General features: G+C 40.4%; 21 protein-coding genes and 1 pseudogene. 14 read left to right on the top strand and 8 right to left on the bottom strand.

Features of this window, described 5'->3' with window-relative positions; translation table 11 throughout:
- The first annotated feature begins 39 nt into the window (after positions 1–39).
- The 5 genes from typA to ACPPVU_RS23585 all read left to right on the top strand — a co-directional run bounded on the left by typA (position 40) and on the right by ACPPVU_RS23585 (position 5,689).
- The gene (gene typA / locus ACPPVU_RS23605; RefSeq protein ID WP_426669196.1) at positions 40–1,851 is read left to right on the top strand and encodes a translational GTPase TypA; all 1,812 of its coding nucleotides are present in this window, start codon (positions 40–42) and stop codon (positions 1,849–1,851) included.
- A gap of 174 nt (positions 1,852–2,025) precedes the next feature.
- On the top strand, positions 2,026–3,342 hold the full coding sequence (locus ACPPVU_RS23600) for a flippase (RefSeq protein WP_426669195.1): 1,317 nt from the start codon (positions 2,026–2,028) through the stop codon (positions 3,340–3,342).
- Positions 3,339–3,986 carry an FkbM family methyltransferase gene (locus ACPPVU_RS23595; protein WP_426669194.1) on the top strand — a complete coding sequence of 216 codons (648 nt, stop codon included), beginning with the start codon at positions 3,339–3,341 and terminating at the stop codon, positions 3,984–3,986. The genes ACPPVU_RS23600 and ACPPVU_RS23595 overlap by 4 nt, the downstream gene beginning before the upstream one ends.
- 3 nt (positions 3,987–3,989) lie before the next feature.
- Complete coding sequence (locus ACPPVU_RS23590) at positions 3,990–4,763, top strand: class I SAM-dependent methyltransferase (RefSeq protein ID WP_426669193.1); 774 nt, start codon at positions 3,990–3,992, stop codon at positions 4,761–4,763.
- Between the two features lie 8 nt (positions 4,764–4,771).
- Positions 4,772–5,689 (top strand): sugar transferase, encoded by a 918-nt coding sequence (locus ACPPVU_RS23585; RefSeq protein WP_426669192.1) that lies wholly within the window; start codon positions 4,772–4,774, stop codon positions 5,687–5,689.
- Between the two features lie 102 nt (positions 5,690–5,791).
- On the opposite strand, the gene ACPPVU_RS23580 is transcribed toward ACPPVU_RS23585, so the two are convergent.
- Positions 5,792–8,959, bottom strand: a complete 3,168-nt coding sequence (locus ACPPVU_RS23580) for a S41 family peptidase (RefSeq protein WP_426669191.1) — start codon at positions 8,957–8,959, stop codon at positions 5,792–5,794.
- A gap of 44 nt (positions 8,960–9,003) precedes the next feature.
- Here ACPPVU_RS23580 and ACPPVU_RS23575 point away from each other — a divergent pair, with 44 nt between their 5' ends.
- Both ACPPVU_RS23575 and ACPPVU_RS23570 read left to right on the top strand, forming a co-directional pair.
- Positions 9,004–10,275 carry a glycosyltransferase gene (locus ACPPVU_RS23575; protein WP_426669190.1) on the top strand — a complete coding sequence of 424 codons (1,272 nt, stop codon included), beginning with the start codon at positions 9,004–9,006 and terminating at the stop codon, positions 10,273–10,275.
- Positions 10,276–10,280: 5 nt separating this feature from the next.
- Positions 10,281–11,030 carry a glycosyltransferase family 2 protein gene (locus ACPPVU_RS23570; RefSeq protein ID WP_426669189.1) on the top strand — a complete coding sequence of 250 codons (750 nt, stop codon included), beginning with the start codon at positions 10,281–10,283 and terminating at the stop codon, positions 11,028–11,030.
- A 142-nt stretch (positions 11,031–11,172) separates the two neighbouring features.
- On the opposite strand, the gene ACPPVU_RS23565 is transcribed toward ACPPVU_RS23570, so the two are convergent.
- From ACPPVU_RS23565 to uvrB, 4 genes are all read right to left on the bottom strand, one after another.
- Positions 11,173–13,662 (bottom strand): YfhO family protein, encoded by a 2,490-nt coding sequence (locus ACPPVU_RS23565; RefSeq protein ID WP_426669188.1) that lies wholly within the window; start codon positions 13,660–13,662, stop codon positions 11,173–11,175.
- 103 nt (positions 13,663–13,765) lie between these two features.
- A complete protein-coding gene (locus ACPPVU_RS23560) occupies positions 13,766–14,041 on the bottom strand; it encodes a hypothetical protein (protein ID WP_426669187.1) in 276 nt (91 codons plus the stop codon).
- Positions 14,042–14,290: a DUF4834 family protein gene (locus tag ACPPVU_RS23555; protein ID WP_426669186.1), complete on the bottom strand. Its 249-nt coding sequence runs from the start codon at positions 14,288–14,290 to the stop codon at positions 14,042–14,044. It abuts the gene before it with no gap.
- Positions 14,291–14,577: 287 nt separating this feature from the next.
- Entirely contained in the window at positions 14,578–16,602 is a 2,025-nt protein-coding gene (gene uvrB, locus ACPPVU_RS23550) for an excinuclease ABC subunit UvrB (RefSeq protein ID WP_426669185.1), read from the bottom strand.
- Between the two features lie 453 nt (positions 16,603–17,055).
- On the opposite strand from uvrB, the gene upp reads away from it, so the two are divergent.
- From upp to ACPPVU_RS23515, 7 genes and pseudogenes are all read left to right on the top strand, one after another.
- Positions 17,056–17,700, top strand: a complete 645-nt coding sequence (gene upp, locus ACPPVU_RS23545) for a uracil phosphoribosyltransferase (protein WP_426669184.1) — start codon at positions 17,056–17,058, stop codon at positions 17,698–17,700.
- A gap of 194 nt (positions 17,701–17,894) precedes the next feature.
- Positions 17,895–18,164 (top strand): annotated as a pseudogene (locus tag ACPPVU_RS23540) (DUF4279 domain-containing protein); the annotation flags it as partial.
- 45 nt (positions 18,165–18,209) lie between these two features.
- Positions 18,210–18,941, top strand: coding sequence for a YjjG family noncanonical pyrimidine nucleotidase (locus ACPPVU_RS23535; RefSeq protein ID WP_426669183.1), 732 nt, complete (start codon positions 18,210–18,212; stop codon positions 18,939–18,941).
- Between the two features lie 46 nt (positions 18,942–18,987).
- Positions 18,988–19,215 (top strand): type II toxin-antitoxin system HicB family antitoxin, encoded by a 228-nt coding sequence (locus ACPPVU_RS23530; RefSeq protein WP_426669182.1) that lies wholly within the window; start codon positions 18,988–18,990, stop codon positions 19,213–19,215.
- A 6-nt stretch (positions 19,216–19,221) separates the two neighbouring features.
- Complete coding sequence (locus tag ACPPVU_RS23525; protein ID WP_426669181.1) at positions 19,222–19,428, top strand: type II toxin-antitoxin system HicA family toxin; 207 nt, start codon at positions 19,222–19,224, stop codon at positions 19,426–19,428.
- Positions 19,429–19,483: 55 nt separating this feature from the next.
- The gene (locus tag ACPPVU_RS23520) at positions 19,484–20,014 is read left to right on the top strand and encodes a DinB family protein (RefSeq protein WP_426669180.1); all 531 of its coding nucleotides are present in this window, start codon (positions 19,484–19,486) and stop codon (positions 20,012–20,014) included.
- A 257-nt stretch (positions 20,015–20,271) separates the two neighbouring features.
- A complete protein-coding gene (locus tag ACPPVU_RS23515) occupies positions 20,272–21,126 on the top strand; it encodes a UDP-2,3-diacylglucosamine diphosphatase (RefSeq protein WP_426669179.1) in 855 nt (284 codons plus the stop codon).
- Between the two features lie 256 nt (positions 21,127–21,382).
- Here the strand turns inward: ACPPVU_RS23515 and ACPPVU_RS23510 are convergent, their stop codons facing one another.
- From ACPPVU_RS23510 to ACPPVU_RS23500, 3 genes are all read right to left on the bottom strand, one after another.
- The gene (locus ACPPVU_RS23510) at positions 21,383–21,994 is read right to left on the bottom strand and encodes a hypothetical protein (protein WP_426669178.1); all 612 of its coding nucleotides are present in this window, start codon (positions 21,992–21,994) and stop codon (positions 21,383–21,385) included.
- 510 nt (positions 21,995–22,504) lie between these two features.
- Entirely contained in the window at positions 22,505–22,999 is a 495-nt protein-coding gene (locus ACPPVU_RS23505; RefSeq protein ID WP_426669177.1) for a DUF6705 family protein, read from the bottom strand.
- A 138-nt stretch (positions 23,000–23,137) separates the two neighbouring features.
- Positions 23,138–23,680, bottom strand: coding sequence for a DUF6705 family protein (locus ACPPVU_RS23500; RefSeq protein ID WP_426669176.1), 543 nt, complete (start codon positions 23,678–23,680; stop codon positions 23,138–23,140).

The raw sequence follows: 23,680 nt of genomic DNA, 5'->3' as shown, positions 1-23,680 counted from the left end.
TTAAGCGTATCTTTGCGCCAAATTTAGAGGGGCATTTTCATGCAAAAAATAAGAAATATAGCGATCATCGCACACGTTGACCACGGTAAAACCACATTGGTTGATAAGATTTTACACAGTTGCGCCATCTTCCGCGAAGGGCAAGAAACTGGTGAATTGATACTGGACAACAATGACCTTGAACGTGAGCGAGGCATTACCATCGTTTCTAAAAACGTTTCGGTAATGTACAAAGATGTTAAGATCAATATTATCGATACGCCTGGTCACGCCGACTTTGGCGGTGAGGTTGAGCGCGTATTGAAAATGGCTGATGGTGTTTTATTATTATGCGATGCATTTGAAGGCGCTATGCCTCAAACCCGCTTTGTAACCCAAAAGGCTTTGGCTTTAGGCTTAAAACCAATTGTGGTTGTAAACAAAGTGGATAAAGAAAACTGCCGTCCCGAAGAAGTTTACGAACAAATATTTGAATTGTTCTTTAACCTTGAGGCTACTGAAGATCAGCTGGATTTCCCGGTAATCTACGGTTCGTCAAAACAAGGTTGGATGAGCACTGATTGGAAAAAACCAACTGAAGATATTTTCCCTTTGATGGATGCGATATTGGCAAATATTCCACCTGCGCCAGTTAGTGAAGGTACTTTGCAAATGCAGATCACTTCACTGGATTATTCATCTTTCGTAGGTCGTATCGCTATCGGTCGTGTTGCCCGTGGCACTATCAAAGAAAACATGCCGGTATCGTTGGTAAAACGTGATGGCACTATCCAGAAATCAAGAATAAAAGAATTATATACTTTTGAAGGTTTAGGTAAGGTTAAAACATCCTCAGTAAGCTCGGGCGATATTTGTGCGGTTGTTGGTATAGAAGGTTTTGATATTGGCGATACCATTGCTGATTTTGAAAAACCGGAACAACTGGCAGTTATCAAAATTGATGAGCCTACCATGAACATGCTGTTCACCATTAATACCTCACCATTTTTTGGCAAAGAAGGCAAGTTTGTGACATCACGTCACCTGCGCGACCGTTTATATAAAGAGATGGAGAAAAACCTGGCGTTGAAGGTTGTTGAAACCGAATCACCGGATTCATATCTGGTTTATGGCCGTGGTATCCTTCACTTATCTGTATTGATTGAAACCATGCGCCGCGAAGGGTATGAGTTACAGGTAGGCCAGCCGCAGGTTATCATCAAGGAAATTGATGGTGTGAAATGCGAGCCGGTTGAAACTTTAATTGTTGATGTACCGGGAGAAGTAGCTGGTAAGGTAATTGAGCTGGTAACACAACGCAAAGGCGATTTACTGGTAATGGAACCAAAAGGCGATTTACAGCATTTGGAATTTGATATCCCTGCACGCGGTATCATAGGTTTACGTAACAACGTGTTGACAGCTACAGGTGGCGAGGCAATTATGGCACACCGCTTTAAAGCATACGAACCTTGGAAAGGTACAATCCCCGGTCGTTTGAATGGGGTATTGGTATCTATGGATACTGGTAAAACCACAGCATTCGCAATTGATAAACTACAAGACAGAGGCCGTTTCCACATAGATCCGGGTACTGATGTTTACGAAGGACAGGTATTAGGCGAGCACATCCGCGATAACGATTTAGTGATCAACCTGACTAAAGGCAAGCAGTTAACCAACATGCGTGCTTCAGGTAGTGATACCAACGTTAGGATAGCACCAGCTATTAAATTCTCATTGGAAGAATCAATGGAATATATCCAGGCTGACGAATACATCGAGGTTACCCCCCAAAGCATCCGTATGCGTAAGATATACCTTAACGAAAACGAACGCAGAATAAATGCTAAGAAGTTTGTGAATCAATAATTTGATTTAGAGCCAAGAATCAAGATATAAGAGCCAGGAAAGAATCTTTTTCCCGGCTCTTTTTATTTAATTTATCTTTTGGTCTTGATTCCTGGCTCTTGACTCATGATTCTTCACTCATGATTTCTACTCTTTCCCATGATTCTTGTATCTTGGCTCCCGATTCTAAAAACTATGCGTTTACCCCGTATCCCAGGATTTGATCAGGAAGCATTCGAGAAGTATTTTAAAAATACGGGAATGTTATTTGTCGGTCGTATCGGCAGTTTGGTCATTAAAATGATCGTTGGTATCAGCGTAGCCAACTACCTGGGCAGGGGAAACAACGGTATCCTGGCGGGAGGTACGGTATATATCTATTTCTTTTCGGCTATTGCAACGTTAGGGCTCGATCAGTTTATTGTTAAGGAGCTGCATGCTTTTCCTGAAAATCGTGACCAGATATTGGGTACATCCTTTTGGATGAAAGTATTTGCAGGCTTTTGTTGTATACCGCTGATCTGGGCGGCATTTCATATTTACCCGGCAAAGGGGACACCTTATAGTTATGTATTGATTCTATCTTTTATTGGAGTAATACAAGCTTTTACGGTAATCGATTCGTACTTCCAGTCGCAGGTAAAGTCGAAGTATATCATGCAGGTTCAGATAGTGGGTAACCTGGTATCTGCGGCGGTTAAGATGGCGCTGATCTTAACCAAAATGCCATTGGTTTGGTTTGTTTATACTTATGCGTTCGATTTTGTTCTGATCTCTGTCGGGTATTATTTCACTTACCAACGGACGGACAGGGATATATTCAAATGGACCTATAACTCAATATTAGCGAAGAAATTACTGAACTATTCTTGGCCATTGATCATTTCGGGCATTATGGTAGCATTGTATATGAAGATCGATGCCATAATGCTCCAAAATATAAAAGGAGTGAAAGAAGCAGGTGCTTATGACACAGTTGCAAAGTTGAGTGAAGCATGGAATTTTGTGCCGTCAGTTATCGTTACTTCCTTATTCCCGGCTATATTAAATGCTCGTCGCGATGACGCCGACAGATATAAAAAAAGAATACAACATTTATACGACCTGATGGTTTACCTGAGTGTGCCCGTAGCCATAGTGATCACTTTTGCATCGCCGTTGATCTATAAATTATTTAAACCTGAATATGCTTATGCGGCACCAGTGCTGTCGGTTCATATTTGGTCGGGTGTATTTGTGTTTTTGGGTGCAGCCAGCGGGCAGTACCTCATCGCCGAGAATTTTAATAAGCTGACATTTGTACGCACGGGTTTTGGTGCGATAGTTAACATAGTTCTTAACCTTATACTGATACCTAAAATGGGTATGATGGGTGCTGCTATAGCTACATTGGTGGCTTACGCCAGTGCTACTTTTTTTATATTGGTTATACCAAAAGTAAGCGCCCAGGGGTTAATGATGTTAAGATCATTATTTTTAATTTCGCTGTTTCAAAAATTAATTAAACATTGAGTAAATTTTCATCGCTGCTGCAAGTTTTATCAAGTCCCAAAAGATTAAAGTCGATACTGTCGTTTAATCACAAGGGTTATCTGAATGATATCGGTTGGTTCAAAGCATTTGAGAGCCATTCGCCGGTTGATGGTGAGGGTAATCCTATCCCATGGGTAACTTATTCTTTTATTGATTTTATAAAAGAAAGACTACGCAAGCAGCATACGGTTTTTGAATTTGGATCAGGGAATTCCACTTTCTTTTATGCAAAATATGCAGGACTGGTGGTCTCTGTAGAGCATGATAAGGAATGGTTTGAAAAGATCGTCAAATCAAAGCCGGAAAACTCGGAGATGATCTTTTGTGAGTTAGTTAAGGGCGGCGATTACTGCCATATGCCGGTTAAACTGGAAGAGAAATTTGATATCATTATAGTTGATGGGCGCGACAGGGTGAATTGCTGCAAACAAGCGGTTAATGCATTATCGACAACCGGGGTAGTGGTATTGGATGATTCTGAGCGGGATAAATACAAACAAGGGGTAGATTTTTTGATAAATAACGGATTTAAGCATTTATCATTTAGTGGTATTTCTCCGGGTTTATTTTACCGTAAATCAACCTCAGTTTTTTATAAGAGCGATAATTGTTTGGGGATATAAGAAATGGCAGCAGACATAATCAGCGATAACGTTAAAACCGCATACGACGAGTTTTACCAGAAACATGACGAAGCATGGCGTATGCTAAGCGCCAAATACAAGGCGCAGCATATTATTGATGTATGCAAAGGGCATTCGTTTAATAAAGTATTGGAAGTAGGGGCAGGGGATGGCAGTATATTAAAGTTGCTGGCCCATCAGAACTTTGCGCCTGAATATTATGCCGTTGAAATTTCGGAAAGTGGTGTGGAGCATATTAAATCAAGAAATATTGCCAACCTTAAATCTGTACAAATATTTGACGGGTATAAATTACCTTTTGAGGATAATAGTTTTGATTTGATCATTCTCTCACACGTGCTGGAGCATGTAGAACACGAACGTTTACTACTGCGCGAGTTAAAGCGTGTGGCATGCTATTGTGTAATAGAAGTACCGCGCGACTATAAAGCAGGTGTTGATAACCGGATAAAACATTTTCTGGCTTACGGACATATTAATGTATATACCCCAACCTCGTTAAGATATTTATTACGCACGGAAGGATTTGAGATCGAAGCTGATCTTACCTCGATGATAGAACCAGAGGTGACTAAGTTTAATACCTACGTTAACCAGAAGAAACCGAAAAGTGTGGTGACCGATCTGAAGATCAGCACAGAATATGCGGTAAAAAGCGGACTGGTTAATCTTTTCGGTAAAAAGATGAGCGAGAAGCTGGCGAATGCCTATACGGTGCTCTGCAAAAAGGCAGATCATCAATTGGAAATATTCTAATCTACCTTATGCAAAATCTGGCCCCCATAGCTTTATTTGTGTATAACCGACCGGAGCATACACGCCGTACCATCAGTTATTTGCAAAAGAACCTGTTGGCTGAGGAGTCGCGCCTGTTTATTTTTTCTGACGGGCCGAATACGGAGACTGATAAGGCAAAGGTTGAAGAGGTAAGGCAAATGGCAAAAGAGGTAACCGGGTTTAAATCAGTAAAACTGATTGCGAGAAAAGAGAACCTGGGTTTAGCAAATTCTATCATCAGTGGGGTAACCAAATTGGTGAATGAGTACGATAAGGTGATTGTTTTTGAAGATGACCTGTTATCATCACCCTATACGCTGGACTATTTCAATGAAGGACTTGGCCGTTATGCAGATGAAGAGCAGGTAATGCATATCGGGGCTTATATGTATGATCTGAAAGACAAAGATTTGCCCGAGACCTTTTTTTACCGGGCAGCAAGCAGCTGGGGGTGGGCTACCTGGGCACGCGCCTGGAAATATTTTGAACCGGACATTGATAAGCTAACCGAGCAATTTAATAAACAAAGCATCCTGCGTTTTTCTATTGAAGGCACCATGAATTTCTGGAAACAGATGCGTGAGTTTAAAGCCGGAAAAAACAATTCATGGGCGATACGCTGGTATGCTTCTATTTTTTTGAGAGATGGCCTTACGCTTAATCCATCGCACTCTTTTACTCACAATATAGGGCATGATGGCACGGGCGTACATTCTAATATAGAGCATATGTATGATGTGCAAATCGCCAATCGGCCTGTAAAACACTTCCCTGAAGAAGTAAAAGAAAACGAACAGGCTTACCGCGCTATCCGGTATTTCTTAAGTCGCCGTAAAGGAAATCTGCTACAACGGGGTATGCGCTTTATGCGAAAGATGCAGGTGAAGTATTTGGTGAAGAAGTAGTAATAAAAAAAGGTGTCACTCTGAGCTTGTCGAAGAGCGGCGCGTAAAGGCCTGCCCACCATACTTCGACGGGCTCAGCATGACACCCTTTGTTTGAAGTTATTATTTCAAATCCTTCATAATCTCATCAATAGCCCTGTCTAATTGCGGGTCTTTATTCTCCAGTCGGTCGGTGAAGCTTGTTTTTACATTGATGTCTGGTGTAACCCCGTTTTTTTCAATATCCTTGCCATCCAAAGTAAAACAGCCCCACGCCGGTATGCGGTAAAATGAGCCATCAACCAAACCGCGACCTGTGGTGAAGATAATCCAGCGGTAGGTTTCAGTACCGATGATCTTCCCTAATTTTAGTGCTTTAAATCCCTGGGCTGTCATTTCTCCATCACTAAGCGTTTGTTCATTTACCAATAAAATAATCGGTTTTGCTGCAGGTGCAAAATTTGGCTGTGGGCTAATTTGTCCACCACGATACTGCCATTGTAAATAAGGCTTCTGCGATAAAAATTGCAACACGGCATCATGCACATTACCGCCTGTATTATATCTCAGGTCAAGTATAAGCGCATCTTTTTTGTAGGCGTCGTCTACCATATCCTGCAAAAATTCCTCCAAAGCTCCTGTGCCCATATTTTTCATGTATACATAGGCTATGCGGCTTTTACTTTTGTCGGTTACTACTTTACGGTTATTATCTATCCACTCATCATAAAGATCATCTCCCAACTGACCGCTCGACTCGGGGTGTACTTTTACCTGTATTTCTTTACCCTTTTGATCAAAAGTTAATGTCAGTTCCTTATCCAGTGATGGTTTGGTAAAGTAGAAGTTCCGGTCTTGCTTTTCATCAACAGGGGTGCCATTTACAGCTCTTAGACGGTCGCCTGGCTCAACATTGATGCTGGCTTTATCGGCGTTGCTGTTTTTTAATACAGAAGCCACTTTATATGGATCATCATTATCAAATACTATCCCGGTTTCCATGGTACGGTAATGCAGGGTTTTGCTCTCTTCACTGCCGCCAGAGTAAAATCCCTGGTGTGATGAGTTAAGTTCGCCCAGCATATCATTTAACAGTAAACGCAGATCGGCACGGTTATTCAGATACGGCAAGTAAACGCTATAACTATCATGCACTTTTTTCCAGTCGGCGCCGTGGAAATTACTGTCGTAATAATTTTCCTCTAATCCTGCCCATGCTTCATCAAACATCTGCCTGAATTCGCCATCGAGGTTCCTGTCAAACTTATATCCAAGATCTATCTTATCTATTTTGTTATTATCGATGTTGAGTGTGTAGATGTTTCCGTCGGCGATCAAATAATATTTGTCACCACTTGAGACAATATCAAAACCACGTGTATCTGGTCCGCTCACTTTTTCTGTTTTCGGATCTTCAAATGGTTGCAAGGTGGTGCGATAGGTGCCCCATTTTCCTTCCACATAATTCGAACTAAAATATACCAATGTTTTATCGCCTTTCTGGATCACATAAGGTGAGTTTTGATCGCCAAAGCTGGGCCCGATATGTTCCAGTCGTTTCATCAGGTCTTCGGTGTTAATTACGATATCCGCAGGTGCTTTTGGTGCAGGCTGCTCAGACAGTGGTTTCTTTTTGTCTTTATCTTTTTTAGCTGTACTGTCTTTCTTTTCTTCCTTAAACAAATCGTTGAATTTATCCATCCGGAATGCATCATCAAATTTTTGAAGCGGCATACGGTAAATACGGCTGTCATGACCACCATATGGAAAATCCGGGGCAGTACGTGAGGAACTAAAATAAATGTACTTACCATCAGGCGACCAGAAAGGCTCCGATTCAGAAACACCGCTATTGGTAAGGTTTAATGTTTTGCCTGTTTTAATGCCGTAAACAAAAATATCCGATTCAAAATTACGGTGCGCATTGTACACCACGTATTCGCCGTTTGGAGATATCATGGGTTGCGAATTTTGAATTCCCCATATCTCATCCTTTGCAATGGTTTTGCTGGTTAAGGTATTCAGATCAATCATCCGCACTTCCTCGCGACCGCTTAAATAAGCCCCTTGAGTATGTGCTTTATTTACAGATATTGCACGGTTATTTTGTTTGTCGTCAGTGATCTGTTTTTCCTTGCCGGAGCCGTCGGCAGCAATGCTGTACCAGTTATAATAACCACCCGATGTTTGGCTGAATATAAGTGTCTTATTATCAGGCAGCCATTTTACTTCGGCAGCACGCTCGGCATTGCCGCGCTCGATTTCACGCACAAATTTGCCCTCCACATCACTTACAAACAGTTCGCCCCTTGATACAAACGCCAGCTTTTTGCCGTCCAGAGATACGTCCACAGCATCAATTTTCCCTTTCACATCAAACTCCTGTTGTTTCGGTAGCACATCGTTACGGAATATGGTATAATTGATCTTCTGGCTTTGTTTGGATGCTACATCATACACATATAATTGGTAATCCTTCTCAAAAACCACCTTTTCGCCATTGGCACTTACAAATGGCCTTTTGATAGAAGTGGTGAACTGTGTTAAAGCAGTTTTTTTGCCGCTGATAAAAGTGTAGAGATTATATTCTTCATTTGCCTCATCAGATACAAAAAAGATGTTCCCTTTTTGATCGAGTGTAGCCCAGAAATCCTTGCCTATCCAGTCGGTGTATTGTTTATAGGCTTTGGTTTTAGGGTTGTAGGATTGTATATCGGGATTATAAGCGCCTTTGTACTTTTTGCGATTGGCAAAATATATGCTCTCCCAGGTATTGCTGAAAAACAACTCCCCTGTTTGCGGATGTTCAAATACACCGTGAATGGTATTAAAATAGTTGCTGAAAAGCCGTGTTGGAGTACCGCCGCCTAAGCCAATTTTATATTCGCTGAAACCATTGTAACGGGTTGAGGTAAAATAAATCGATTTGGAATCCCAGCTCCATGAGTCTACCTGGTCGTTGGCCTCATGATAAGTAAGCTGCTTTATCTCGCCCCCGGCAAGCGGCATCACATATACATCGTTATTGCCAAACTGGTTGGATGAAAATGCCAGCCATTTACCGTCTGGAGATACGCGCGGACTGGTTTCTTCGCCCTGCATGGCGGTCAGTCTTACCGCGACAGAATTGTTCAGATCGGTTTTCCAAAGGTCGCCTTCATAACTGAAAATGACGGTTTTACCATCGGGAGTCAGGGTTGGATAGGAAGCAAAATAGACTTCCTGGTTTTGAGCCTTAACAAAGCTTTGAAACAGAAAAGCTGAAAACAATAAAAGGTACAGTTTTTTCATACAGGTTGAAATTTATTTGAACTGAATAAATGTATTTTTGAAACATGCTAAAAGTAGTGCATTTAAACACCTATGACGGTAATGGAGGCGCAGGCAGGGCCTGCATCAGGTTGAATGATGCATTACTGAGCCAAAATATTGATTCTAAAGTAATTGTTCACTATAAATTTGGTAAAAATCCTGAGATAGGAGATTTTAATAAAAACTTTTTTCAAAAATATTATACTGCCGCCACAATTGTATTGGAGCGGATATGGGCCAAAAGATACCTGAAAGCACTAAAAACACCTTTTTCGTTTGCCTGGTTCGGGCGTTCGGTTATTCACCATCCGGATGTTAAGAATGCTGATATAATCCATTTACATTGGGTAAACCATGCGTTTTTAAACCCCTCGCATATAGCAGAGATCGCTAAACTGGGTAAGCCGGTGGTGTGGACCTTTCATGATAGCAATGCCTTTACCGGGGGGTGCCACGTGCGCTATACCTGCGATCATTTTGAGCGGGAATGTGGCAGTTGTCCTTTACTAAAGAATGAGTCGCCTGATGATTATTCACATCGTATCTGGACACAGAAGAATAGTGCCTATCAAAAATTAGATTTTAAGATCATTGCACCCAGTTTATGGATGCAGGCTTCGGTATTGAGGAGCAGCTTGATGAGGGGGAAAGCGATAGGTCAGATACCTAATACGCTGCCAACTGATGTTTTTAAAGCTGCTGACAAACAGTTTGCAAAAGAGAAGATGGGGTTTGCAAAGGAAAAATTCATTTTCTTAAGCGGATTTATGCCATCCAGGAAGGATTTGCATAAAGGCACCAGCTACCTGCTTGAGAGCCTGGAATTATTAAAGAAGAGGGTAGGTGTAAAGGCTGATGAAATTGAACTCGTTGTTTTTGGTAACCGGAATACGGAAGATGTTCCGGAATTTCCATTCAAGACCACCTTTTTAGGAACGATAAATAATGATGAACAATTGGCGCTTTGCTATGCCGCAGCTGATGCTTTTCTGATCCCATCACTTGAAGATAATTTACCTTATACAGTAATGGAATGCTTATCCTGCGGAACGCCGGTTATCGGTTTTACAACAGGTGGTATCCCGGATATGGTAAAGCATGAGTATAATGGCTATCTTGCTGAATATCGTTCGGCTGAAAGTTTTGCAGATGGCATGGAATGGATCATCAACTATCCAAATCGGCCCAAATTGCAGCAGCAAGCCAGGCAATCCATTATGGATAATTTTTCGGAAGATATTATAGCCAAAAGGCATTTAGATTTGTATCACAGCTTAGTGAAAGTTACGCAGTAAAAACCATGTTTCAGCCTAAATTAAGCGTCATCACAGTTGTCTATAACGATGTAATAGGCATTGAGCGGACAATGCTTTCTGTATTGAACCAGACTTATCCGAGCATAGAATATATCCTGATCGATGGACTTTCAACAGACGGAACATTAGACGTTATCAAAAAATACCAGGATCGCATCAAACTAATCAGTGAAAGGGACGAAGGTATTTACGATGCCATGAATAAAGGGCTGGCAATAGCTACAGGTGGTTATGTGTTGTTCATGAATTCGGGGGATGAGATCTTTGCACCGGATACGGTAACTAAGATTTTTGCCGCAGCCGATAACGCTGATATTTATTATGGCGAAACAGAAATGATCAATGATAAGGGAGAGAACCTGGGGCAGCGCAGGCATAAAACGCCTGAAAACTTTACCTTGAAAAGCTTTAAGTACGGAATGAGCATCAGTCACCAGGCTATTTATATCAAACGTTCCTTAACTGAGCCATTCGACCATAAATATGCCTTAAGCGCGGATATTGACTGGATACTCAACGCCGCTAAGAAAGCCAAAGTAATAGTGAATACGCACCAGTATGTAGCCAAATACCTGGTAGGCGGGATGTCAAAGAAAAAGCACCGCCAAAGCCTGATGGAGCGATTTGATATTATGAAGAAATACTATGGGTTGATGCCAACAGTATTCAACCATTTTGTAATTGCCTTTAATTTGGGATGGTATTGGTTGAGGAATAGGAGGACGAACGACTGACCGTTGATTTTTTGATTGGATTGATTACGTTGATTTTTTGATTGGATTGATTACGTTGATTTTGATGGAATGATCAATAGTAAAGGCAAAAAAATAGCGATGGGTTTAAATCCATCGCTATTTTTATGTAGTGCTTGCAAGACTAAGCCGCTTTCTTTTGGCTTTCCCCTTTTTTCCTGTAACCGGTGTAAGCTGCACCGCCCAGCGCAAGAATTAACAGAATTGAACCTGCCAGTGATATTTTCTCGCCGGTGTAATAGGATGCCGGGTGGAAAATAAATTCAACCTTATGGTTACCTACAGGTAATTGCGCTGCACGTAAAAGGTAATCGGCACGGAAATAAGGGGCCTCTTTTCCGTCGATATACATTTTCCAACCCCTATTATAATAGATCTCTGAGAATACAGCAACTGAAGCAACTGTACTTCCGCTTTCATATACCATATCGTCAGGAGAGTATTTAACCAATTTTATAGAGCCGTTTGGATCAAATCCTGATGCATCAGCGAGCTTACTTTTGAAACTTTGATCGACGATAGCCTCTTCTTTTGGAGCAAAAGCTGTGATCGCCTGCATTTCCTGGTCAGCATCTTTTACAAATTTTACACTTTTCACAAACCAGGCATGTCCGCAAGCTGTTCCATTACTCTTCATGCTCAAACTACCAGTTTTAGGGTCCTGTGTAATGATATATTTAACATTCATCATATCCAGTATATCCTGGTTTAGGCTTTTTGAAAACTGGTTGTCGATGATCTCATCAATGCGCTTCATCCTTGCAGCTGAATAGCCCCATAATGACTTATGGAAGAACGGCGTATAGGGATCAAATTTCGGTGCCTGTGTCAGGTCGACAACCTTGAAATCAGGGTCGGTATCGCGTTGAATAAATTGGTCAACTTCACGCGGTTTTGGCTGGGTATTATCTTCTTTTGCGGCAAAGTTTTCTTCTCTTAGGTAACGTTTATCTACCTGCCAAAGGTCAACTAAAATAAGAGCCAGGAAAGCTACCGATAGTATAGTAACATTGATCTTTTGTTTAAGGAAAGCCCACAGGATACCAAAAGCTATCACGATAAAAATCAAAGAACGAATTGCATCAGCCTGCTCCAGGTTTTGACGATCCCTAACCAATGCGCTGCCTACGCTGTTTGCCATACCGCTATCGCCCTTTAATGCTTGGGTAAGTGTAGTTATGCCGCTCGCCTGGTCGCTTGGTCTGAAACTTAAAAATATACCCGGTAATACGATCAATATTAAAGTAAGGCCGCCCGTAATATAAAAGGCGATTTTTAATTTTTTAAATAAGGTTGCTTTATCTGTGTTGGTAATGCTTTCATTAACAGCTAACAGGGCAAGTATCGGGAAACATAGGCCGGTTACTGCAAGTATTGATTCAACAGCGCGGAACTTATTGTAAAGAGGGAAGTATTTAAAGAAGATATCAGATACATAGGGCCAGCTGCCTCCAAATGATAAGAGCATCGTCAATACAACAGTACCTAAGAGCCACCATTTAAAACGACTTTTTACTACCAGTAATCCAAACACAAACAGGAAGCAGATCACGGCACCAAAGTAGAATGGTCCGTATGTTGATGGGCGTTTATAACCCCAGTACAATGAAAGACCAGGAATACCGGATATTTGCTGTGCGGCGCCTATTGCTTGTTCATCAGAAGCTCCTTTAGCGGTGAATACCTTTACAGTTTCTGAATTTGAATCAAATGATTCTGTGCCCGAACCACCACCAGATGCATTTGGAACCAGGAAGCTAAAGCTTTCTGCAACGCCCTGGCTGTATTGATACGCATATTCTTTATCAAGACCGTCACTTGGCTCAGTTGTATGTTGTGTCAGGTTAGATTTTCCACGATAAGTATCTTTGCCATATTCATAAGTACTCCACAGTGATGAGGCGTTAATTGCCAAAGCAATCAGCGTAGCACCTCCTAAATAAGCGATTGATTTTAGGTATTCAGAAGTTTTCTTTTCTTTTATTGCGTGGTACAGCTCAATGCCCACGAGTATTAATATCGCAAATAAAAGATAATAGGTCATCTGCACGTGGTTGGCTGCTATTTCTATTGCTAAGAACAATGCAGTTAACACTCCACCCAGCAAATACCGGCCCCGGAATGTTAAAATGATACTTCCTAATATTGGAGCGAAAAATGCGATAGCGTACGCCTGGTTGGAGTGCCCCGCGACCAGAAGAATTATATTGTACGATGAAAATGTAAACGCTAAAGCGCCCGCAGCTGCAAGCCAGGGGTTAAGTTTTAATACAATGAAAAGGAAATACGTTCCCAAAAGAAATATTAAAACAGTATCAATAGGGTTAGGGAATGTCGCTTTACCTGCAGAGATGATGTGTTTAGCGATATTACTTGAATAAGGTGCCCATATCTGGAATACCGGCATGCCGCCAAATATCTGGTTGGTCCATAAAATGGTAGTATCTTTTGCGCGATAATCGTTAATTTCTTTTTGGGTAGATTGAGCGCCTATTACATCGCTTTGGCCTAAAGTTTTGCCCTGGAATGCAGGTGTGAAATAGAAGAAACAAACAGCTAAAAATATTGCTACAACGGCGAAGTGGATGCCGTTTTTCTTGAACCAGTTATTCATTTAAGTTTTTTAATGGATAATATAATTCCCCAAAAATAGAAATTTGACTGAGAAAAGGAATTATATTTAATTGTCCAAAAAATTACAGTTCAGACTGATGTCGTCAGAACATCAGGAATAATAAAGGTAGTCCGGCCACTCCGATGATATAGGCAATGATCCCTGCTTTATCGTATTCTGACCAGTTTTTGCGCAGGCTAAAAACATTGTATACAGCCAATAATCCAAAAACCACCCAAAAAAACCAGTGTATTTTATGATGTGAAGCGAAAATGGCAAGGGCTACTGCTACAACAATATAATTAGTTGTGATCAGCGTGAATGACTCTGGTGTGCCATAGTGACGACGCTTGAATACCTGATTCGGTTGATCCCTCATTTATTTTATCTCTTCATAATCTACAAAGTCGCCTTCTGAATCGGGAACCTGGCTTTTATTATTGGGGATATAATCGACCTTAACCTTTCCGTCAGGTTGCTTTGGATTGCGATATTGTTGTTGCTGCTGACCTTGTTGTTGTGCTTTATTAACCAGACTTTGAAACAGCATGGGCAATAAGATACGGACAAGATTGCGTATGATATATAGAACAAGTATGGCTATGAGCAGGAAACGAATGAAATACATCTGAATTAAATTTGAGTTTACAAATATAAGGTTATAACGTTAAAAATGTTTGCATATGATTTCAGATGTGCAGATATGCAAATTTTGGATGTGCAGATGTGCGAATGTGCAGATATGCAAATGAGAGAATGGGCAGATGTGCAAATGAGAGAATGTGCAGATGTGCGAATGTGCAAATTTTGGATGTGCAGATATGAAAATGTGAAGATGTGCAAATGACGTTAGATTTACATTAAACTCATCTGCACATTTAAAATCCGCACATTTGCACATCTGAAATTTGCACATCAAAACCGTTCTTCCATCATCTTTTCAAGGGCAAACATTTCGTCGCGGAGTTTGGCGGCCATTAAAAAGTCCATATCCTTGGCTGCGGCAACCATTTCTTTTTTGGTGTTTTCTATTGCCTTTTTCAGGTCGGGTTTGGTCATGTACTGAACGATTGGATCAGCAGCCAGCGAAATGGAATCGGCCTCGACGTAAGCTTTTTGTACACCGCCTACAAAATCCATTACAGATGTTTGTTCCATAATAGATTCCCTTGATTTACCAACCGTTTTAGGGGTGATACCATGTTCCGCATTATAACTGATTTGCTTTTCCCTGCGACGGTTGGTTTCGTCCATAGTCACCTGCATTGAGTCGGTAATTTTATCGGCATACATAATTACCCGGCCACGATCATTACGCGCAGCGCGGCCGATAGTCTGTATTAGTGAGCGTTCAGAACGTAAAAAACCTTCTTTATCCGCATCCAAAATAGCTACTAATGATACTTCCGGCAGGTCCAATCCTTCGCGTAATAAGTTAATTCCGATCAGTACGTCAAACTCACCTAAACGTAAACCTCTTAATATTTCTACCCTTTGCAGGGTTTTTACTTCGGAGTGGATATAACGGCATTTGATACCCAATCGATCCATATATTTGGCCAGTTCTTCGGCCATGCGTTTAGTAAGGGTGGTCACTAAAACGCGGTCGCCCATTTTTATAGTTTTATCTACCTCATCCAGCAGATCATCTACCTGGTTAATTACCGGGCGAACATCAATTACAGGATCGAGCAAACCGGTTGGCCGAATTACCTGTTCAACCACCACACCACCTGATTTTTCCAGTTCAAAGTCGCCGGGGGTAGCACTCACATAAATAGTTTGAGGCGCAAGGCGTTCAAACTCCTGGAAATTGAGCGGGCGGTTATCCAAAGCAGCCGGCAAGCGGAACCCATATTCGACCAGTGATATTTTGCGCGAACGGTCGCCGCCATACATTGCCCTGATCTGGGGCACAGTAGCATGGCTTTCATCGATCACCATCAGGTAATCATCTGGAAAATAATCCAGCAAGCAGAATGGGCGCGCTCCAGGTTTGCGGCCGTCAAAGAACCGGGAATAATTCTCAATGCCTGAGCAATAACCCAGTTCACGTATCATTTCGAGGTCGTAGTTTACCCTTTCTTCCAGTCGTTTGGCTTCAAGGAAACGTTTATCATCAATAAATTGCTTTTTGCGTACTTCCAGTTCTTCCTGTATGGCCCATATAGATTGAGTAAAACGCTCGCGGGGGGCTACATATAAATTGGCCGGGAATACCACCATGTGGGTCATCTTTTCGATGGTTTTACCGGTTCCGGGATCGAATGTGCTTAATTCTTCAATATCATCCCCAAAGAATGAAATACGGTAGGCATAATCCAGGTAAGCCGGGAAAATATCCACTACATCGCCCTTTACCCTGAAAGTACCGCGTTTAAAATCGGCAGTTGTACGGGCATATAAAATTTCAACCAGTCGGTGCAAAAAAGCATTGCGGCTGATGCGTGTACCCGCAGCGAATTTGAAAACAGAATCTTTAAAGTCATCCGGGTTACCCATACCATAGATGCATGAGATTGACGATACCACAATTACATCCCTTCGGCCCGACATCAAATTAGAAGTTGTGCGAAGGCGAAGCTTTTCTATTTCTTCGTTTATCTGCAGGTCTTTTTCTATATAGGTGTTGGTAGTAGGTATAAATGCCTCGGGCTGATAGTAATCGTAATAGGATACAAAATAGTTAACCGCATTTTCGGGAAAAAACTGTTTGAACTCGCCGTATAGCTGTGCAGCCAGTGTTTTATTATGACTGAGTATCAGCGTAGGCTTTTGCGTTTGTGCAATTACGTTAGCAATAGTAAAAGTTTTGCCCGACCCGGTAACACCTAGCAGGGTTTGAAACGGATCATTATTATTTACACCTTCTACCAGTTGCTTTATGGCTTCTGGCTGGTCTCCGGTTGGCAGGTATTGAGAGGTTAAATTAAAATCCATAGATCGTTACAAAAATACGAATAATAGTGTAAAAGGTTTGCGTGTAAAGAGGCAACAACCGAGCTATAAGTGAGTTATTTACTGTCAGCTTTTTAAGGATCTTCATGTTTTTCTTAGTTTGATTACCAAAACTAAAAAGCACGAGTGACAGCACTATGTCAGCAGGGTTTTTAAAAAGGCAATTAGTGTAAAGTCAACAGTCTTTAGTCGTAAGTCATAAGTCAAATCTTACTCATTTCTACTTAGAAATCAATACTTTATACTCCGGCCTAAATGTCAGTTCTTAATTGACACGACACCAGCCAATTGTAATGCCGATACTAAACAATCGAAATTTAAATGAATTAAAACATGAGGGGCATTTAATTTATTGTAGTAACAAATAAAGATTGATAAATTTAATGACACATCCAGATGTTATAACCAGGCAAACTAATCTCTAATCACTAACCTATGCTTTTTGTACTCAACGAAACCAACACTATAGGCAACCAATTTTTGGCCGAACTGCGTGACGCAACTACTCAGCAGGATAGATTGCGTTTCAGGAAAAACCAGGAAAGATTGGGTGAGATATTAGCTTATGAGATCAGCAAGAAACTAAAATATACCACTGTAGAGGTACAGACGCCATTAGGTACCGCAACCCTCGATGTTCCCGAAGAATATCCGGTGCTCGGCACTATTTTACGGGCTGGATTGCCTTTTCACCAGGGGTTCATGAATTTTTTTGATAAATCGCCTTCAGCATTTATTACTGCTTATCGTAAAGTAAAGAAGACTGGCGCTTTTATCATTAATATCGATCACATCTCATCGCCCGACCTGGAAGGGAAGACCGTGATTATTTGTGACACCATGCTGGCCACCGGGCAAAGTATGGTATTGGTATGTAAAGAACTGATAGCTCAATATAACATCAAAGAGCTGCACATTGCTGCCGTAATAGCCAGTACCGAAGGAGTGGAGCATGTGAAAGCAAATCTGCCTAAAGCACACATTTGGTTGGGGGCGATAGATGAGGAAATGACATCGAAAGCTTATATTGTTCCGGGATTGGGTGATGCCGGGGATTTATCATTCGGGGAAAAGGTTTGATTGATTTCGGATTTCGGATGTTCGATTTCGGATTTATCTTTGTTTAATGAAGAAAAATAAGGTTGACCTACGCCTGCTCATCTGCGATTTTGAAGACATTAGTCATAATGATATTGCAAAATTATTAGGCATCGAGCCAGTACATACCCATATAAAAGGAGAGAAAAAAAAGTCCTAAAAACTCCGGTTCTCCGGTTTGGACTAATAACCTTTGGGCAATGGATAGTGGACTTAACGAGTTCGCATCGTTTGAACAGCAAATGAATAGGATATTAGATATTATCGAAGAAAAAATGGATGCATTTAAACTGTTATCTTCAAAATACTATATAGAATTTGCCTGTGCCATTTTTACTTACAAGGATAACGACGAAAGTACGCCTTGGGTACATTTAGAAAAGCGATACAACGAAATTGCGGGATTGCTTAATATAGAGTTTGACATTGATCTCTATGCCTGGTAAAAGCAATTAGATTAAATTTGTCGCACTTATTGTAGTATATCAATTATGGCTAATTCCGAAATCGAACATCCGAAATCCGAAATCAAAAATTACAAACATATTTTCTTCGACCTTGACCATACCATCTGGGATTTTGATAAGAATGCCGAGGAGACCTTGCACGAGTTGTATGGCATTTATGGATTGAAAGACTTGGGCCTCCATTCTGCCGATCTGTTCATCGAAACTTATACCCGCAATAATCACCGGCTTTGGGCGGAATACCATGTGGGTAACATCACAAAGGCTGAATTACGCGAAGCGCGTTTTAAAAAGACTTTTCTTGATCTGGGTTTGGATCACGAAATAATTCCTGTCGGTTTTGAGGATGACTATGTAATGTTGTGTCCAACTAAAACAAATCTTTTTCCCGGTGCGCACGAAACACTGCAATACCTGCAATCAAAATATACGCTTCATTTAATTTCGAATGGGTTTCGCGAGTCACAGGCAGTAAAGATCAGCAGAACAAACATCGGCGGCTATTTTCAGCATGTAATTATTTCTGAAGAGATCGGTGTAAACAAACCGGATAAAGCAATTTTTGAGCATGCCCTTAATTTGGCAGGAACAACAAAAAGTGAAAGCCTGATGATAGGGGATAGCCTGGAAGCTGATGTACGCGGGGCCTTAGATTTTGGTATGGATGCTATTTATTTTAATCCGGCGGGATTGGATAAGCCGGATGATGTGCCGGTGCAGATCAAGCATTTAAAAGAGCTGACTTCAATGTTGTAATGACACAGGCTGTAATTTGAATAGGAATATTTTGTAAATTTGTAATATGAAACAGCGTACCTATCGTATATTACTTACTCCAGAAGATGAGGGGGGATTTAGTGTTTCTGTACCTGCATTACCTGGATGCTTTACACAAGGTGAAACTATTGAGGAGGCTATCGAAATGGCAAAAGAAGCTATAAGCTTATATGTTGAAAGCTTAGAAGAAGATGGTGAACCTGTTCCCGATGATAGCCGAAGCCTTGAGTACTCATTAACATTCGCATCTTAAAAGGGCATGAAGTCCTATACTCCAAAAGAAATAGTTGCTATCCTGATAGCACATGGGTTTGAACATGTCCGTACGAAAGGTAGTCACCAAATTTTTATCAATAGGACAAATGGTAAAAGAACTGTAGTGCCAATGCATGGGAAGGATCTAAAGAAAGGTACCTTACATGGGATACTAAAACAGGCGGGTATTGAATTAATTGAAGGTGAATAATTTTTAAACTTCTAAATTCGAAATTGGATATCCGAAATCCGATATTTGGGTATCAATGAAGATCGGATCAACACGTAAGAAGATTGAAGCTGCACTGGATACTTACCGGAGCCGGCTGGATACTATTCCGGATGATCTGTTTAATGTTACACCGCCGGATGGGGGATGGTCATACGCCGAAGTGTATTCTCATATTTTACAATCTAACATCGGATCGGGGATTGCTATTGAAAAATGTACGCTAAATAGTTGTGTACCTACCTCAAAAGGCCTTTCATTATTGGGACTATTGGTTTTATCGTTTGGTAGACTACCGCCTTTAAAGGTAAAAGTTCCCCCAGCGATTGCTGCCAAAATCCCTGTTAAGAATATGAGCAAGGAAGAAACCCGCAATATGCTGATCAAATGCAGAAAGAAAATTAATGAAGTGACACCGCTTATTCGTGATGCATCGCCACATCGCCGGGTAAAGCATCAGCGCTTTGGCATGCTCAATGCTGAACAATGGCTCAAGTTTATCCTAATTCATTCCAAACATCATCTAAAACAGCTTGATCGCGTTGAAAAAAAGTTGCAGTCCCGATGAAACCTTTTACATTTAACAGAGTCTTAATATTCAGATAATCTGAATTACTGACATTTGTTAAATAACTCTGTATGAATTTTGAGTATGCGTATCTGATTGTTGTAGGACTGCTATTATTGGTAGCGATGTTCTATGTCAGCCCTTATGAACTAAGAGTAAATGAAGACGATGACGACGAATAGTCGTTATAAAAAACGGCTCCTTAACTGCATTTACCGGTATAAATTACCGGATGGCAAATTATCCCCCCAAATTTCATGGCAAAACGCGAAGTAGATATTGTAGTAATATCCGATGTGCATTTAGGCACTTATGGCTGCCATGCCAAAGAACTGCTTAAATACTTAAAAAGTATTAAGCCTAAAATGCTGATACTGAACGGCGACATCATAGATATATGGCAGTTCAGTAAATCGTATTGGCCCGAAGCGCACATGAAAGTGGTGCGTCGCATCTTAAAGTTCGTGACAGATGGCGTACCCGTTTACTATTTGACGGGAAACCACGATGAAATGCTGCGCAAATTTGCCGATTTCAACCTCGGATCATTTATGCTAAAGAATAAGGTCGTTTTAAATATTGACGGCAAAAAGGCATGGATATTTCATGGTGATGTATTTGATGTGACCATGCAGCATTCCAAATGGCTGGCTAAACTGGGTGCGGTGGGCTATGATACATTGATATTGTTGAACAGCTTTACCAACTGGCTTTTGACAGCATTCGGTCGCGAAAAAATGAGTTTTTCGCAAAAAATAAAGGCAAAATTCAAAGACGCCGTAAAATTTATAAACCAGTTTGAACAGACCGCTGCCGACCTGGCAGTTGAAAAAGGATATCAATATGTAATCTGCGGACATATCCATCACGCAGAGATCAGGGAGATACACGACACAGATCAACAAGGCTCGGTACTTTACCTCAATTCGGGGGATTGGGTAGAAAGCCTTACCTCGCTTGAATACCATAATAAGGAATGGACTATATTCAAATATGATCCGGCCGATTTCAGAAGTGATATTGACGAAGAAGATAAAACCGATGCTGAAGATCTGGACGCTAAATTAGATGTACGCAATTTGTTGGAGCGTTTCAGGATGGAGGCTTATTAGCTTCTGTTGGAAGGTTGGAAAGGCGTGAATGGGCGTGGCTTTCAATTATTTTATGATTTCATAATCTATTGATGGTTCGTTCTTTCTTGGAGGAATTAGTCGAACCAAATGTTTGACATACTGGCCGCCATTGAATTCAACAATATACATAAAGTGATCATTGTTAAAAGATTCTCCCCCGTTAGAAAGTCACGAGTCGCCTTTGCATGTTAACCGTCCCCTTTGGACTAGCGCCAGGTTGAGTCGTGCTTATACCCTATTTTGCAATTCTATCTTCCAAATAGTTATAAGGATGAATACTCAAATATGAACCAAAAATACATTCGTCTAAAAATGGTTTTCTTTTGTTTGAAATACTTATATCGCCCAAATGCGATAACATATGGAAAGCCATGGAAAGATCTAACGGTGAATAATTTTGATAAAGTTTGATGACGCTCTCCTGAACCTCATTAAAAACCAGCTTTTCTTTTTCGGTAGTAGGGTTGCTTTTTATAATTCGTTTATTCCCATCAGAAACGAAATTATCGAAATAGATGCTATAAACTGGTGCTATAACACTTATCTTAAGAATCAATTGGAATGGTTCATAATCTTTGGGTTTAGGTCGTTCGTAATTCTCAGTTAAAAAAACAGCTACAAATGACGGATTACAGTCAGTTAATAAAACAAATTCTGTTATTTCGATACTCAATTTATTTTTAAGCCCCTTTAATAGCTCTATCCATTGATAATTATTTTCATTGGCTTCTAAGCATACGTTGAGCAGTTTTATAAATAAACTATTATTTAGCAATTCGGGATCATTTAAAGTGATTCCTTCAGGATAATAACTATCGACAATTTTTATTAATTCGTTTATTTCCACTAGTTCAATGAATGTATATAATTATTGATGTAAACATACATGGTCAACTAAAAATTCGGACAAGGACTTGCGTACTGCCTTAGAAAGTCGCGTGTGGTCTTTAACACGTTAACCCAACCTCTTCAGACTCGCGCCAGTTGTGGGTGAATAAATCAATTTAAGATCTCAATTGGCTGAAAAAATATGTAAAGGACTTAATAATATACAATCAAGCTGATTTACTTTATTTCCATTGCTATCTTTAAAATCCAGGAAACCTAAAAGGGAATTTAAGATGCCGTTATTTACTGGCTTTTATTAACATAGCACCCTGCTTCCAATTCATAAATTAATGGTAAAACAAATAATTTACTTTCACCAGCCTTTCCGTTTATTCTGCGGGGCTACCATAAACCGTTTGTAGCCCCCCATCTGACGCAACGTACTACCAGAAAGTCACTAGTCGCCTTTGCACGTTAGTCTAACCCCTCAGACTTGCGCCAGTTGTGAGTAAATGTATAAACCTATTTGCTATTGAATAAACTGATACGTTTTTTTAAGTACAGTGCCTTTGCTGTTATCATTTCTTGGTTCCATTTCTGGAAATCGGGTTGTCAATGTGAGATTCTTATCGTCAATGTGTTTTAAGGATATGATTATATAATTCTCGGTGACTGGATCTCGATAAATACCTTCATATGTGTTCATATTATTTGCCAAAATCGTTAATCCGATTGTATCAACAAATTTTTTCTTAATGTTTATACCGTTAACGATTAGTTTATTAATGGTAAGATATAAGTTATCAAAATTTACATTTAATCCATTTTTCTGATAATGTTTGTTGCCTTTTTTTATCACAACTTCGAGTGAATCGTTACATCCTCGACAATGCCATGTACCATTGACATTAATATTTATTGTACCCGTAATAGGTTTTCCACTTTTTAAGTCGATTTGATTTGATTGTGCATAACATGTTGTACATGCTATAATTATTGAGCTCAGTATAATATATTTTTTCATATTCAAAAAGAGGTTGTTTCACCCTCGCAACCTGCAAATCTTATTAAATCACGAGTCGCCATTACCCGTTAACTCAACCCCTCACATTTGTGCCAGTTGTGTGGATTTTATTCATCTATCACCAAAATCCAAGCCCTTTCATTGGATTCTATTGAGCTCGATATCAACAGGAACCGGGACGCTTGAAATTGGAGCCTGCCATTCCTGAGGTCGTTTACTTAAAGTCCACCGCAACGTATTGTTAGCAGTCAACGTTGCTTCGAAAATTAAAAGCTTATGTTGCTGAGAATCAGAATAATACAAAATAATCTTATCCGGATTGCCTTCAGTGCCACCTATTAACGGTTCAACGCTCAAATTATTTATTGATTCTTTACCATTTTTTATGCTCTGGAAACCTCCTTTAAGAATATCCATTAACCATGGCTTTTCCTTAGTTCCCATATTCTTTTGACCTTTTTCTAGCTTTAGTGTAAATTCATTGGTGCCAATTTTCCACTTCCAAGTGCCAATATATTTGTCGGCATTTTTATCAGTCATATGGGTATTCGAATAATCAGTAAATTTTTTGTCCGGATTACTGATATCATATTCCTTTAAGCCTGACTGGTTATTTTGCTGAGCCATAACAACACCTCTAAAGCCTATTATAAGTAACAATACTATTTTTAATATTTTCAT

Origin of the sequence: Mucilaginibacter sp. McL0603, from assembly GCF_049992945.1 — a bacterium.
Lineage (GTDB): Bacteria > Bacteroidota > Bacteroidia > Sphingobacteriales > Sphingobacteriaceae > Mucilaginibacter.
Note: the sequence above shows the minus strand (reverse complement) of the source record. Positions and strands in the feature narration are given on the sequence as shown.

Coding starts and splice junctions, on each gene's coding strand:
- typA (WP_426669196.1), top strand. CDS start 40: ATGCAAAAAATAAGAAATATAGCGATCATCGCACACGTTGACCACGGT.
- ACPPVU_RS23600 (WP_426669195.1), top strand. CDS start 2,026: ATGCGTTTACCCCGTATCCCAGGATTTGATCAGGAAGCATTCGAGAAG.
- ACPPVU_RS23590 (WP_426669193.1), top strand. CDS start 3,990: ATGGCAGCAGACATAATCAGCGATAACGTTAAAACCGCATACGACGAG.
- ACPPVU_RS23585 (WP_426669192.1), top strand. CDS start 4,772: ATGCAAAATCTGGCCCCCATAGCTTTATTTGTGTATAACCGACCGGAG.
- ACPPVU_RS23580 (WP_426669191.1), bottom strand. CDS start 8,959: ATGAAAAAACTGTACCTTTTATTGTTTTCAGCTTTTCTGTTTCAAAGC.
- ACPPVU_RS23575 (WP_426669190.1), top strand. CDS start 9,004: ATGCTAAAAGTAGTGCATTTAAACACCTATGACGGTAATGGAGGCGCA.
- ACPPVU_RS23570 (WP_426669189.1), top strand. CDS start 10,281: ATGTTTCAGCCTAAATTAAGCGTCATCACAGTTGTCTATAACGATGTA.
- ACPPVU_RS23565 (WP_426669188.1), bottom strand. CDS start 13,662: ATGAATAACTGGTTCAAGAAAAACGGCATCCACTTCGCCGTTGTAGCA.
- ACPPVU_RS23560 (WP_426669187.1), bottom strand. CDS start 14,041: ATGAGGGATCAACCGAATCAGGTATTCAAGCGTCGTCACTATGGCACA.
- ACPPVU_RS23555 (WP_426669186.1), bottom strand. CDS start 14,290: ATGTATTTCATTCGTTTCCTGCTCATAGCCATACTTGTTCTATATATC.
- uvrB (WP_426669185.1), bottom strand. CDS start 16,602: ATGGATTTTAATTTAACCTCTCAATACCTGCCAACCGGAGACCAGCCA.
- upp (WP_426669184.1), top strand. CDS start 17,056: ATGCTTTTTGTACTCAACGAAACCAACACTATAGGCAACCAATTTTTG.
- ACPPVU_RS23535 (WP_426669183.1), top strand. CDS start 18,210: ATGGCTAATTCCGAAATCGAACATCCGAAATCCGAAATCAAAAATTAC.
- ACPPVU_RS23530 (WP_426669182.1), top strand. CDS start 18,988: ATGAAACAGCGTACCTATCGTATATTACTTACTCCAGAAGATGAGGGG.
- ACPPVU_RS23525 (WP_426669181.1), top strand. CDS start 19,222: ATGAAGTCCTATACTCCAAAAGAAATAGTTGCTATCCTGATAGCACAT.
- ACPPVU_RS23520 (WP_426669180.1), top strand. CDS start 19,484: ATGAAGATCGGATCAACACGTAAGAAGATTGAAGCTGCACTGGATACT.
- ACPPVU_RS23515 (WP_426669179.1), top strand. CDS start 20,272: ATGGCAAAACGCGAAGTAGATATTGTAGTAATATCCGATGTGCATTTA.
- ACPPVU_RS23505 (WP_426669177.1), bottom strand. CDS start 22,999: ATGAAAAAATATATTATACTGAGCTCAATAATTATAGCATGTACAACA.
- ACPPVU_RS23500 (WP_426669176.1), bottom strand. CDS start 23,680: ATGAAAATATTAAAAATAGTATTGTTACTTATAATAGGCTTTAGAGGT.